Raw genomic sequence first — 14,142 nt, forward strand, 5'->3', positions numbered from 1 at the left:
CCCCTTTTTTACGTTTTTTTTTCGTTTGCTCAGATTACCATCAAATTTAGCTTAAATCACCAGTTTTTGTAGCCTATTGAACCCTTCGGCGGCTAATACAGGTTGTAATGCTAAAGCGGCATCATTCATTAAAAGGCAATATGCAAAGTCTTTTTCTTGACTATCAATCACTTCTTCTGCTTGATTATTAATCAGCCAAACCGCACGTCTCGCGATCGCCGCCCCTGAATCAATAAATCTTGTGCCATCTGGTAGCACTTGTTCGAGTTCTTCTATTAATAGAGGGAAATGCGTACAACCCAAGATCACCGTATCAGGAGGTTCAGGCATTCTTAACCATGGCTTCACTGCATTGGCAATTTCATCTAGCGGAATTTGTTCGCCATGTAATTTTCTTTCCGCTAGTTGAACAAGGTCGGCAGAACCCAGCGAGAGCACTTTGCAATCTGTTGCAAACCGTTCAATTAGCTCTTTAGTATATTCGCGATTCACCGTTCCTTTGGTTGCAAGCAATCCAACAACACCATTTCGCGTTAATTTAGTCGCAGGTTTAATTGCTGGCACAACACCAACCACTGGGAAACGAAAATGGGCTCTAAGGTTCGGTAAGCTCACGGTACTGGCTGTATTACAGGCAATAATTGCTATCGTTAAAGGGTGTTTTTTCGCAATAACATCAACGAGTTGATACACCCTGTCGATAATAAATTCTTCACTCTTTTCGCCATAGGGGAAGGCTTCATTATCGAATGCATATATATAATGTGCGTTAGGGAGTAATTTTTTGACTTCCCGATATACAGATAGCCCCCCCACCCCTGAATCAAACACAAGGATGGTCGGGCGAATAGATAGGTTGTGATTAGAAGTTGTAGCTTCCTGTAAGGAAATATTCTCTTCCAGCGGTGCGATAACCATACGCGGTCTCATAGTCTTTATCGAACATATTAGCTATTTTACCACGAATTGTGAGCTGTGAAGTGATTGGATATGCCGCCGTGAGATCCCAAAGGCTAACCCCCCCTTGTTTTAGACGTTTTGATGGTGATTGGGAAAAGTCATTATCATAACGCGAACCTATATAGTGATAAGTTAGCCCCATATCTACCTCAGCAATATTCCAATCTAATTGGTATTTCACTTGTTGCTTAGCTCGGCGCTCCAATACTTTGTTCGTCTTTTTATTTCTGGGATCGACATATTGGTATGTTAATTGATGATGTAAAAAGCCAGTGCTAAATTCACCAACCCACTCGATACCTTTAATTTCTGCTTTTCCAATATTTTCATATGTATTGATAAAATTGCCATATTTATATTCAATCAGGTTATCAATATCATTATGATAAGCATTAATTTGCCAGAATAGCGGTCCCGTTATTCCTTCAACACCAATTTCCCACTGCTTACTTTCTTCTGGTTTTAAGTTCGGATTACCTTTTGTTGTTCCCCAATTTGATGAAGAATATGCGTACAGTTGACTTAGATTAGGTGCTTTATATGCTGTTGCGTATGATCCAACCAGTTTATACCCATCATAAAATTCCCAACTCAGCCCTGATTGCCATGATGTATGCCAATTAAATTCTGAATGATGATCCGTGCGAACGGCGGCTTCAGCTATAACAGAATCAACAAACGAGTATTGCCCCGTCAAATAGAGCCCCGTGTTATTCATGGTTTCTTTTTTAGTTATTAAAGCATAGCCGTTAGGCTCTATGCTTTGGCGCTGATAATCTATACCCGCACTAATATTACCTTTATCTAAACGATAATTGTTACCCCACTGAATATTATACTGCTTTGATTCATCTAGATTAGAAGAGCTAGCATACTGCCCTTGCCTTGGATCAAAATTGTAATCTTTAACGTAACTATAGCTTCCGGATAGTGAGGTTGAGTATTGGTTTTGATGATATTTAACCCCAGTTTCATATGTACGGCTATAAAGTTTACGGGTATCTACCCGCACACCTGAGTATTCAGAGGCATCATAACGAGTTCTATTATCATATCCATATGCTCTCGCATAAGCTGATATTTCAGATGATAACTGATGCTCCACACCTAGCCATAATGATTTATTAAGAAAACCATCTTTATCGTAGTCACGTGGACTAACGTCCTTAGGTGCTAGATCAAATCCTTTTGTATAGGTATAAGCTGCGGCAGCGGTTACTGTTGTATTTTCACCGATTTTCTGTTGAGTTGAGCCGTTATAATTCTGATAACCATAAGAACCAATACCCGCATTTAATGTGGTTCCTACATTATCTCGGCGAGTAATAATATTAACAACACCACCAATTGCATCCGAGCCATAAACAGCCGATCTTGCTCCACGAATATATTCGATTCGCTGAACTAAAGAGATAGGAATTTGGCTCATATCTGATGAGCCAGAAATACCCGCTTGGTTTAAACGAACACCATCAATTAATACCAATACATGGCGAGACTCTGAGCCTCTAATAAAGAGGGAGCTCTGCTGTCCTATACCACCGTACTGCGCAATATCCACACCCGGTAGCCGCCTTAATACATCAATCACAGTATTAGACTGCCAATGATCAATGTCTTCACGCGTAACGACCGTCACAGGGGCCAGTATTGATGAAATGGGCTGCTCAAAGCGATTCGCTGACACCACCATTTCATCTGATTTATTGTTTGCGCTTGCTAAAGAAGAAATACCACACAACACTGCCATAGCAGCAACCGATAGCGGTAGTAACTTACTCTTATTCATTATAATAAATCCGGAATATCAATGAGATTAAAATTCCGCGAGGCCGAATATCAGATCCGCGCTAATATCCAACAAAGCGATTAAACTATGGCAGGTCTTCGGACTGAGAAGTCATACCCATCTGGGTAAAAATTAACTATAGAGGCAACTTCCCATTAATTAATAACAGTGTTGTATCTCTTTTTTCCTTCATCACCGCTGCGCGTCAGTCTCGGACTTACACCGAGTTCCCTATTTACTCTTTACGACCATAGTCGCATTATCCTAAATGGATTGAAGGTATGTGTCTATGCGATGTGGAATCAAAAACTGGACATCTGCCCCACTTGCCCTACAATTTCGCCCCTGATGTTATTTTTTTACTGTTTTCTATGAATAGGGCCACACTAATGAATACTGAACACTATGAACTGCAACTTGCAGAAAAAGTAGAACGTCTGAAAACGATGATGGCCCCCTATACGGCAATGGAACCTGAGGTATTTACCTCACCAGAATCTCATTATCGTATGCGCGCAGAATTTCGAGTATGGCATGATGGTGATGACTTATTTCACATCATGTTTGATAAAGAGACTAAAGAGCGTGTGCGTATCGATCAATTTCCTGTAGCAAGCCAACTGATCAACAATATCATGGCTGAAATTTTGCCACTGATAAAAGAAAATGCGCTTTTACGCCATAAACTTTTCCAAATTGATTATCTCTCGACGCTGAGTAATAAATTAATTGTCTCTTTGCTTTACCATAAAAAACTCACTGAAGAGTGGATTGAAGCAGCCAAACAATTAAAAACAACGTTAATCAATAAAGGTTTTGATTTACAGCTTATCGGCCGCGCTTCAAAAACCAAAATCATGTTAGACAACGATTATGTTGATGAAATTTTGCCGGTGAATGGCAAAAATATGATTTATCGCCAAGTAGAAAATAGCTTTACTCAGCCAAACGCTCAAGTAAACATTAAAATGTTGGAATGGGCGATTGATGCCACTCAAGGGGCAACTGGCGATCTACTGGAGCTTTATTGTGGAAATGGCAACTTTTCACTGGCTTTAGCACAAAACTTTGAACGAGTCTTAGCCACTGAAATAGCCAAGCCATCGGTAGCAGCCGCGCAATATAATATTGCGGCAAACCAAATCGATAATGTACAAATTATTCGCATGTCAGCAGAAGACTTTACACAAGCCATGCGAGGAGTGCGTGAATTTAAAAGACTCGATGGCATTAACCTAGCAGATTACCAATGCAACACCATATTTGTTGACCCACCAAGAAGCGGGTTAGATGATAAAACCGTTCAGCTTGTGCAAGAATATGACAATATTCTCTATATTTCCTGTAATCCGGAAACCCTATGCGATAATTTGTCTGTCCTGAATGCGACCCATAAAATCAAAAAACTCGCTCTATTTGACCAATTCCCATATACCCATCATATGGAAAGTGGTGTGCTGCTGACACGCCGCTAAATCTTACTTGCCACCTGTTGTTTTTATTCATTAAGTCAGGTGGCAACCTTGCTATTTTTAATATACACCGTAGCTAACTGGCGATTATTTTATTGCGAGTGGAAGATGAAAATTTGGTTAAGAAATTATTCGTGTTTTGCTCCCATAAAATACACAAACGCCGCAATGTTGGCATAGCGGCGTTATTGGTTAGAGCGGTTTGGAAACGCGATTAAACTTCAGCTTCGTTTTCTTCTGCAAGCTCTTTTTGTTCTTGTTTACGTGCCTTCCAACTTGTGTACATCCACAACGCGAGCGCGACAATAATGATTGAAGGAATAAAACTCGAACCTACGTCAGGATGTTGTACTCGTAAGATAGCTGCATAAGCAAATAGCCCTAAGAAAAAGTTACCTACAACAAACTTAGGTAGACCGATAGGCATCGCATGATGCAAATAACGTTGATGTAAACAATAAATTGCGACGATTAAACTAATAACAGGGAAAATAGAAAACTCTACTAAGGAGTTAAACAGAGCAGAGAAAGTTCCGTGAGTTGATAAGCCAATCACTAATGCTAATAGTAACGTGCTTTTCTCATTGCGATTGTGTTCCGTCATTGATTCTCCTTATATTATTTAGTGAGATCGGGGTCAGTTTGATTTTGTTTTTCTTGTTCGCGGCGATACCAGTAATACGCACCTTTTGCGATCATGCGTAACTGAAGTACAAGCCGTTCTTCTAGATGCCGCCTTTTTTCTTCATCGATATCAAGCGCTTCTGCACCCGCGCTAAACACGATGGTCACCATAGACTCTGCTTGTAGCTCTGTAAAATAGCGTGGCATATGGCTTTCTTGTTCAAGGTAATCTGCTAATTCAGCAATAAAATGTTGGATTTCCCGTGCAACTGCAGCACGAAACTCAGCAGAAGTACCAGAGCGCTCTCGCAATAATAACCTAAAGGCATTGGGGTTATTACCGATAAATTCCATAAAAGTTGAGATTGACGTTCGGATCACACTACCGCCCTTCGCGATACGCTGCCTTGCTTGTCGCATAAGCTGGCGTAACATCAAACCACTTTCATCAACCATAGTCAGCCCTAACTCATCAACGTCTTTGAAATGACGATAAAATGAAGTGGGTGCAATACCTGCCTCACGCGCAACTTCGCGTAAGCTAAGGCTTGTAAAACTACGTTCTGCACTTAATTGGCTAAATGCGGCTTCAATGAGCGAACGACGAGTTTTTTCTTTCTGTTTTGCTCTAACGCCAATATGATTGCTCACGGTGATCCTGATTTCTATGTCATTAAACAGCCATTAATATACCAAAATATGAAAACTTGGGTGTGACCACCTCTCTAGCATACCTCAAATTTATTAGGCTGTTTGAGGGAAAAAGCGATTAAGTGTACAGATTACCGCTTTTCAGAATTTCACTAAATCATTTTTCAATAGGTGAAGGCTTTTTATTCGTAGAACCGTGCTTAATTTCCCGTCATTTGGTTAGAGAACTCGCTAAGCAATAAAAAAGCTTTTTTGTGAATACGCTTCAAAATAAAAACATTAAATAAAGCCATTAATTAAAAGTACATGAGTAAAGCGGGTAAATAATCGGCGGATATGCTAACATCATGTTGTCATTTTGTTTTAGAGCAGGTCTTACCTCATGCAACACATCCATTTTGATGCAATTGTCATTGGTTCCGGGCCGGGTGGAGAAGGCGCCGCCATGGGACTGGTGAAGCAAGGAAAAAACGTCGCCGTCATAGAACGTTATGATAGTGTCGGCGGTGGCTGTACCCACTGGGGAACCATTCCCTCCAAAGCCCTCCGCCATGCAGTTAGCCGAATTATCGAATTTAACCAAAATCCACTCTACAGCGATAATTCTCGCTCCTTACGCTCCTCTTTCTCTGAAATCCTCAAGCATGCTGAAAGCGTGATCAGTCAACAAACGCGTATGCGCCAAGGTTTTTATGAGCGTAATGGCTGCCAAATGTTCTCTGGTGAAGCCACTTTTATTGATGAACGCCATGTGAGTGTTCGCTATTCCGACGGTAGTTGCGATGTTCTCAGTGCAGATAATATCGTAATTGCGACAGGGTCTCGTCCTTATTGCCCATCCGATGTCGATTTTAACCATTCTCGTATTTACAACAGTGATACCATCCTGAATCTAACCCATGAACCACGCCACGTGATTATTTATGGTGCAGGGGTGATTGGTTGTGAATATGCGTCTATCTTTCGCGGGTTAGGTGTCAAAGTTGATTTAATCAACACACGCGATCACTTACTTGCCTTTTTAGATCAAGAAATGTCAGATGCACTTTCTTATCACTTCTGGAATAGCGGTATCGTTATTCGTCATAATGAAGAGTATGAAAAAATTGAAGGTGTTCCTGATGGCGTGATTGTCCATCTTAAATCAGGTAAAAAAGTCAAAGCAGACTGTTTACTGTATGCGAATGGTCGCACGGGGAATACGGATAAGTTAGGTTTAGCGAATGTGGGTATTGAAGCAGATAACCGTGGCTTGATTAAAGTCGATAGCGCTTACCGCACTTCTAATGAACATATTTATGCTGTTGGTGATGTTATTGGCTATCCAAGCCTTGCATCTGCTGCCTATGACCAAGGTCGTATTGCCGCTCGAGCTATAGCAGAAGACTTAGGTAATGCACACTTAGTTGAAGATATTCCTACCGGCATCTATACCATCCCTGAAATTAGTTCTGTTGGTAAAACAGAGCAAGAATTGACAGCGATGAAGATCCCCTATGAAGTCGGACGCGCTCAATTTAAACATTTAGCACGCGCCCAAATTGCAGGTATGAACGTGGGCAGTTTGAAGATCTTATTCCACCGTGAAACATTGCAAATTTTAGGCATCCACTGTTTCGGGGAAAGAGCCGCTGAAATTATTCATATCGGTCAGGCTATTATGGAACAGAAAGGGGAAGGAAATACCATCGAGTATTTTGTGAATACGACCTTCAACTATCCTACGATGGCAGAAGCATTCCGCGTTGCCGCATTAAATGGCTTAAACCGCCTGTTTTAAGCTATTAAGTGATTGCCGAACCTAATACGGCAATCACTTCTCTAGCCACACCCTACTTATTAGCGCGCTTTATTACTGTAATAGCTACTCATCAAATTATAAATAGCCTCAGCAAGCTGTTCATAGCGACCACGTAACGGTGAGCCTGGGCGATAAACTAATACTACTGTACGTTTCGGCTCTGGATGAATACAGTTCAGATAGCAAATACCATCACGGCAGGATTCATGAGGCACGGCCAAATCAGGCAATAATGTAATTCCACTTCCTGCTGCCACCATATTTCTCAGCGTTTCTAGGCTTGTTGCTCGGAAATGTGTATCTTCTTTAGCCCCCGCTTGAAAACAAAAGCCCATCGCTTGGTCACGTAAGCAGTGGCCATCTTCCAACATTAATAATTTCTCGCCAGATAGCTCATTCATCTCGATAGTGTCACGCCCCTGCCATGAGTGACCTTCATAGATGGCGAGCTTCATTGGCTCTTCAAACAAGGGTACAACAATAAAAGGATCTGTTTCTTTCACTTGCGCCAAAATAGCACAATCTAATTTACCGCTATCCAACTGAGCCAACAGTTGCTGTGTCTGTTCTTCATGTAGGTAAATTTCAAGTTTAGGGAAGAGCTTGTGCAATTCAGGAATGATAAGGGGCAAAAGATAAGGCGCGATCGTTGGGATCAACCCTATATGTAAAGGGCCAGACATGCTTTCCCCCTGTAGAGCCGCCATTTCCTGTAAGACTTTAATTTCGCGTAAAATCGTCCTTGCTTGTTCAACAAGTAGCAATCCTTGTTGAGTAAATAAAACCTTGCGGCTAGTCCTTTCTAGTAACATAACCCCAAGTTCTTCTTCTAGCTTACGTATTTGGCCACTCAATGTTGGTTGACTCACATGACAAGAGTCTGCTGCACGACGAAAATGCTTATGCTCAGCTAATGCCACTAAATATTCCAGATCGCGAATGTTCATTTTGTCGCCCTTCTTAATATAAACTGCCAATCAGTATACCAGATATCTAATGCTTTTAACTATCAATTAGAATTGACATGTTCAATAATTCTTCATCATTTGCAACGTGACATTTTGTCTCGCTCACTCAATTTATATCAAAATGTAAATTTAAGTGACTAATTATGAATTAAAAAAATAGGGATAAAATAATATAATTAATTGAAATAATTATTATTTTTTATATTTTGCATGAAATAAAATTTCACTATAAATGCAAAAAATAGAAACAATTATTCATCATATAGCAACACATTATTTACATTATTGTTTTTGATTTAGTTACTCAGGCTACGCTCAAAAAAACACCACAGGTGATAAAATATCAAACTAAATTATTAAAAATAAATGAAATTTAACTCCACAAAAACATCATCAAAGTAATTATTTTCAATATTTTACGCCAATATTTTGCAACATATTATTAACCTAAAAGGACTTTAAATTTATCAAATAGAGCTATATTTATGTAAACAAGAAGGAGAAAAATAGAGACACAAAAGGAAAAGGAAGGTTGACGTTAATGGAATAGTGATTTTCTTGAATGCTGAACACCTGATGTGGGTATAGCTAAAGGAGAAACGCTATGAAAAGCATACAACGTACCTTGAGCCATCAACTAAACCCACTCACATTCATTTATCGAGTGAGTAGATTTCAAACGCCTTGCTCACGACAGAATTACTCGATAAACAACGCATTCATCGTTTTGGGCAACGATTATCTGCCCTAATGATATCTCTCTTAGTCACAAATAGAAAAGCAAACCAAGTTCGATGATTGATGCTATCACTTTCATGATGAGATACACCGCTATGCTAAGAACATGACATCATGCAAAACAAGATAGTGTAAGTATGCAGGCCAACACCGACACATAAACCGTTTAATACAAAAAAGTAGGCCAATTTCATTTTAGTCAGTCAATTTTTATCGAATAGGTATAACGCTATCGTTATATAAAGAAGCTTCATCTAAAAATTAAAAATAAAACAATTAATCGCAATATGCGTATTTCAATCTGTCACCGTTTGATTACAGTGAAAACAGAATAAATCGTAGATAGCGTAATTTAATAATTCACTTACTCGATGAAATATTTAGATACATTATGTTTATTTTTATCATTATTTTATTAATTTCCATTAAAAAATAAATAAAAAATCATTGCAATTTACTTTATATTTCTAATTAAAAAGACAACCAAAATCGCCTCTACATCAACAGATAAAACCATCAAAAAGGAGACAAAAAGAAGCATATAAAGCCAAATACCTACAATGAGTCATCATACACAGAATTAAACTCTAATTATCTTAATTGGGAGGGAATGCGTACAATCAATATTATTAATCAATTTCAAATATATTTACTCACATTTGCTTTTTAAAATTAACACCCAAAGCAAACTTTAATCTATATAATTCGCTTCATCCAAACTTGTGGAAACAATATAAGCGAATTAAGTTACTTAAATATATATCGAGGACTAATACCATGATTAAGAATACAATCAAAACAGCGTTATCTTTTGCTCTGATCGCAACTGCTTTATTTACAACTAACGTTCAAGCAAAAACTAATAGCACAACAATTACATTTAAAGCAATGATTGTATATCCTCCTTGCAACTATTCTTTTAATAACAACAATGCTCAATTAAATTGTTATAATAGTGAAGAGAATAAAGTAAAAACATCAAGTTTTAATTATACAAAGCAATCACCATCTAGCGAATGGAAGAAAACTGAAGACAACCGCAGCATTTATCAATTTAATTGGACTAATAAAGAAAAAGGCTTAGCTATGGTTTCAGTTAAATACCTCTAATATAGTAAAAGGCAATCAAAAACAGTTAGTTATAAACCATAATTCAGCAATAGGTTTTAAGTATGAAAGCGTTACGCTTAAATCTGAAAAGAGTCTTATTTGCTCATTAATGGTATTATTACTCGCCCTGCATTCAGCGTTGCTGATACAGGTTCAATAAAATAAGCATACATTAGAGTGACTGTTCTGACAGGCTCTATCCTGTACGAATGGCTCTTGAAATCGATAGTTAATATTTAATTGCTTAAATGACAAAGCAAATATGACCCAAGAAAGATGAGATCTTAAGGAACAATGAGATTCTAAAAATTGGGAAATAATTAACGATGGTCTAGGAGCTTATATTTATAACTGGATTGGCGAAAGGATACTGTTAGGCCTTTTAACAATTAACTATATTTAAGTATTAAACTTTTAATCGCATGTACGGGGTAGTTACCTACCCCGCCATTTTATCCCACTTTAAACACTATCTTGCAAATTCAATGAGTTAAACCCCTAAACGTGCTTTAGCCTCCGTAATTGCCTTAGCGACTTGTTCCTTTGAAACTCCGCCTTTTGCTAAACGCTTATCTAGACAAGATTGCAATGAGAGGATCTGATACACATCGAGTTGGATAGTATCACTGAATTTTTGCAAATCACTTAATGCCATCTCTTCCAATGCTTTCCCTTGGCTAATCGCAGCAACCACCGCCTCGCCGACAATATGGTGAGCTTCACGGAAAGGAACGCCTTTAGCAACAAGGTAATCCGCCAGCTCAGTAGCATTGGCATAGCCTTGTTTTGCGGCTTCTTCACAACGATTTCGACGAATTTGAATACCATCAAGCACCAGAGCCGCCATATGGAGACAGTCTAACCAAGTATCAAGAGCGTCGAACAACCCTTCTTTGTCCTCTTGCATATCTTTATTGTAGGCTAGCGGTAATCCTTTTAAGGTCATCATCATTCCTGTTAATGCCCCTTGTACACGACCACACTTACCACGGATCAACTCAAGTGCATCAGGATTTTTCTTTTGTGGCATTAATGAAGAGCCTGAAGTGACTTTATCTGAAAGTTCAACAAACCCCGCTTCACCACTGTTAAAGAAAATAAGATCCTCTGCAAAACGGGATAAATGCACCATACCAATACTTGCATCGGATAATAATTCGAGAACATGATCCCTATCTGAAACTGTATCAAGGCTATTACGCGTTGCCGATGAGAAACCTAGCCATGATGCCAGTTGCTCACGGTCGATATCATAAGCAGTTCCCGCTAAAGCCCCACAACCTAGCGGACTAACATCTAAACGTTTTAATGTATCTTTTAGACGACTTTCATCACGCGCTAACATTTCACTATACGCTAAACACCAATGAGCAAAAGTCACTGGTTGTGCACGTTGCAAGTGGGTATAACCGGGCATGACCGCATCTTGGTTATTTTCCGCGGTGATCACTAACGCTTTTTGCAGTTCCACCACAGCTTCTAACAATAGCGCGACTTGATCTTTACACCATAATTTTAAATCGGTGGCAACTTGGTCGTTACGACTACGTCCAGTGTGCAGTTTTTTACCTAAATCACCTACTTTATCAATCAGTTTACCTTCAACCCAGCTATGAATATCCTCGGCATCGCTCTGTAAAATGCGCTCAGGATCATCTTGCACCTCTTTTAATAAGGCATTTAGCGCTTGCTCAAGAGATTGCTGCTCTGCCTCTGATAGCACCCCAACAGTGACCAACGCTTTTGACCATGCAACCGAACCAATAATGTCTTGCTGCGCTAAGCGATAATCGAAACGCAATGAATCATTAAATTGTTTAAACCGCTGATCGGCTTCTTGACTAAAACGTCCACCCCAAAGTGCCATAACTGATCCCTATCTGATTGATAAAATAAATGTGATACCCGACAGCAAATAGCTGTCGGGAAGTGTACATCAATAAAACTATTTCGCTTTGTTCTGCCCTTTTAGCGCACGAATACGCGACGAAAGAGAATACAAACGGATAAAGCCACCAGCATGGCTGTGATCATAAACTTCATCTTCACCAAATGTTGCGAACTCTTCAGAATATAAGCTGTTATCTGCTTTTTTCTGGATAGCAGTTACTTGGCCTTTATACAATTTCAGAACCACTTCACCAGTAACGTCTTGCGCTAAAGATTCTGCTGCTGCTTGCAGTGAATGACGCAAAGGCGCAAACCAACGACCATCATAAACCACGTAGGACATTTCTAAGCCTAGTTGCTCACGCCATTTAAAGCTGTCGCGATCGAGAACGAGTTGCTCAATGCCACGTAAAGCAGCCATCATGATGGTGCCTCCTGGGGTTTCGTAACAGCCACGAGACTTCATACCAACTAAACGGTTTTCAACAATATCAATACGGCCGACGCCATGTTTAGCACCGAGGACGTTTAAAGCTTCAAGACATCCCAGCGGAGATAATGTTTGGCCGTTAACAGAAACCACTTCCCCTTGTTTCACACCGACAGTCACTAGCTCTGCTTCATCTGGTGCATCTTTCGGATCGACCGTCCAGACCCAGCAATCTTGGTTTGCCGCATTCCATGTGCTTTCTAATACGCCGCCTTCGGTAGAAATATGCCATGCGTTTTCATCACGACTATAAATTTTTTCTAAACTGGCTGTCGTTGGAATATGACGCTCTTTCAGGTAATCCAATAGGGCTTCACGCGAACGCAAATCCCACTCACGCCATGGCGCAACAACTTTTAGCTGTGGCGCAAGTGCGCTATAAGTGCTTTCAAAACGCACTTGGTCATTTCCTTTACCTGTTGCGCCATGCGCTACCGCGTCGGCACCAACTTTCAGAGCCAGTTCAACCTGTGCCTTAGCAATAATAGGACGTGCCATTGAAGTCCCTAACAGGTAGCTTCCCTCATAGAGCGCGCCAGTTTTCAATACTGGGTAGATATACTCTTTGACAAACTCTTCACGTAGATCGACCACATGGCATTCCGATGCACCTGATTGCAATGCTTTTTGCTCAACGCCAACGAGATCTTCTCTGTCTTGTCCTACATCGGCAACGAAAGCAACCACTTCGCAATCATCATAGTTTTCTTTTAACCATGGAATAATTGCCGATGTATCTAGACCACCTGAATATGCTAATACAATTTTTTTAATGCCCTTTTTCATAACTTACCTATCCCGATTCCGCTCAATTAAAAAGTTTTCATTCATTCTTGGTGGTCGCGCCAACCAAACGCATCCGCTTTAGGATGCTAAAATCCGTGTGCCAATAGCAGTACCGTTAAATAGAGCTGGTAGTTGCTCTGCATGACGCCAACTGGCGATATCGACAGGACGTTGCAATGTTTTGGCTGCCTCTAATGCGGCATTAACTTTTACGATCATGCCGTCCGTGATAATGCCTTGCTCAATTAACTTCTGTGCTTTTTCCGTTGTCATTTCATTAATTTTTTGACCCTTACCATCAAGGATGCCACTGACATCTGATAGCAATACGAGATCCGCATTTAACGCTTGTGCGATGGCTGTTGCGGCTTGGTCGGCATTAACATTCATCAATAACCCTTCTTCGGTCACGCCGATGGAACTAATGATTGGTAAATAGCCTGCACCGAGTAAAAGCTGTAATAATTTAGCGTCACCCGGCTTTGCATCGCCGACATGCCCAAGTTCGTCATTTAATTGAGTGACGACAGCACTTTGCCCATCCCCCAAAGATAACCCAACTGCTTGTAACTGATATTTCGTTGCCCACGCCAACAATGTTTTATTGGCGGTGCCAGCCAACGCGCCTGTGATAATGTCTATCTGATCAGCAGGCGTCACACGCAATCCTTGCTTTTTAACCACCGGTAGTTGCAGCTTTTGCATTAGCTCATCCACCAAGCAACCACCACCATGCACGATCACTAAAGGTCGTTGATGAGATTGACGATAGGTTTGTAATGCATTAAACAATCTTTCAAGCGCTTCTTCGCTATCGAGTAATACACCGCCCAATTTAATCACTAATGGTTGCATGGGGTTTA

11 protein-coding genes and 1 riboswitch are annotated in these 14,142 nt (G+C 40.1%); of the genes, 3 read left to right on the forward strand and 8 right to left on the reverse strand.

The window, feature by feature from the left end; genetic code table 11:
- Positions 1-51 precede the first annotated feature (51 nt).
- A complete protein-coding gene (murI, locus tag PR709_RS18675) occupies positions 52-918 on the reverse strand; it encodes a glutamate racemase (RefSeq protein WP_004924446.1) in 867 nt (288 codons plus the stop codon).
- On the reverse strand, positions 863-2,752 hold the full coding sequence (gene btuB, locus PR709_RS18680) for a TonB-dependent vitamin B12 receptor BtuB (RefSeq protein ID WP_181710205.1): 1,890 nt from the start codon (positions 2,750-2,752) through the stop codon (positions 863-865). The genes murI and btuB overlap by 56 nt, the downstream gene beginning before the upstream one ends.
- 69 nt (positions 2,753-2,821) lie before the next feature.
- Positions 2,822-3,017, reverse strand: a riboswitch (cobalamin riboswitch).
- Between the two features lie 121 nt (positions 3,018-3,138).
- Here btuB and trmA point away from each other — a divergent pair.
- On the forward strand, positions 3,139-4,224 hold the full coding sequence (gene trmA, locus PR709_RS18685) for a tRNA (uridine(54)-C5)-methyltransferase TrmA (RefSeq protein WP_104873157.1): 1,086 nt from the start codon (positions 3,139-3,141) through the stop codon (positions 4,222-4,224).
- A gap of 211 nt (positions 4,225-4,435) precedes the next feature.
- On the opposite strand, the gene PR709_RS18690 is transcribed toward trmA, so the two are convergent.
- On the reverse strand, positions 4,436-4,825 hold the full coding sequence (locus tag PR709_RS18690; protein ID WP_004924454.1) for a YijD family membrane protein: 390 nt from the start codon (positions 4,823-4,825) through the stop codon (positions 4,436-4,438).
- A gap of 14 nt (positions 4,826-4,839) precedes the next feature.
- On the reverse strand, positions 4,840-5,496 hold the full coding sequence (fabR, locus tag PR709_RS18695; RefSeq protein WP_004924455.1) for an HTH-type transcriptional repressor FabR: 657 nt from the start codon (positions 5,494-5,496) through the stop codon (positions 4,840-4,842).
- A gap of 382 nt (positions 5,497-5,878) precedes the next feature.
- On the opposite strand from fabR, the gene sthA reads away from it, so the two are divergent.
- Positions 5,879-7,276, forward strand: a complete 1,398-nt coding sequence (sthA, locus tag PR709_RS18700; RefSeq protein ID WP_004924458.1) for a Si-specific NAD(P)(+) transhydrogenase — start codon at positions 5,879-5,881, stop codon at positions 7,274-7,276.
- A 59-nt stretch (positions 7,277-7,335) separates the two neighbouring features.
- Here the strand turns inward: sthA and oxyR are convergent, their stop codons facing one another.
- A complete protein-coding gene (gene oxyR / locus PR709_RS18705; protein ID WP_014657264.1) occupies positions 7,336-8,244 on the reverse strand; it encodes a DNA-binding transcriptional regulator OxyR in 909 nt (302 codons plus the stop codon).
- 1,536 nt (positions 8,245-9,780) lie between these two features.
- Between oxyR and PR709_RS18710 the strand changes: the two genes are divergently transcribed.
- On the forward strand, positions 9,781-10,113 hold the full coding sequence (locus tag PR709_RS18710; RefSeq protein WP_004924557.1) for a hypothetical protein: 333 nt from the start codon (positions 9,781-9,783) through the stop codon (positions 10,111-10,113).
- A 490-nt stretch (positions 10,114-10,603) separates the two neighbouring features.
- On the opposite strand, the gene argH is transcribed toward PR709_RS18710, so the two are convergent.
- From argH to argB, 3 genes are all read right to left on the reverse strand, one after another.
- Positions 10,604-11,980 carry an argininosuccinate lyase gene (argH, locus tag PR709_RS18715; RefSeq protein WP_004924562.1) on the reverse strand — a complete coding sequence of 459 codons (1,377 nt, stop codon included), beginning with the start codon at positions 11,978-11,980 and terminating at the stop codon, positions 10,604-10,606.
- Positions 11,981-12,058: 78 nt separating this feature from the next.
- Complete coding sequence (locus PR709_RS18720; RefSeq protein ID WP_004924564.1) at positions 12,059-13,279, reverse strand: argininosuccinate synthase; 1,221 nt, start codon at positions 13,277-13,279, stop codon at positions 12,059-12,061.
- 78 nt (positions 13,280-13,357) lie between these two features.
- Complete coding sequence (gene argB / locus PR709_RS18725) at positions 13,358-14,134, reverse strand: acetylglutamate kinase (protein WP_004924569.1); 777 nt, start codon at positions 14,132-14,134, stop codon at positions 13,358-13,360.
- Positions 14,135-14,142: the final 8 nt, after the last annotated feature.

Source organism: Providencia sp. PROV267, from assembly GCF_028477825.1.
Lineage (GTDB): Bacteria > Pseudomonadota > Gammaproteobacteria > Enterobacterales > Enterobacteriaceae > Providencia > Providencia stuartii.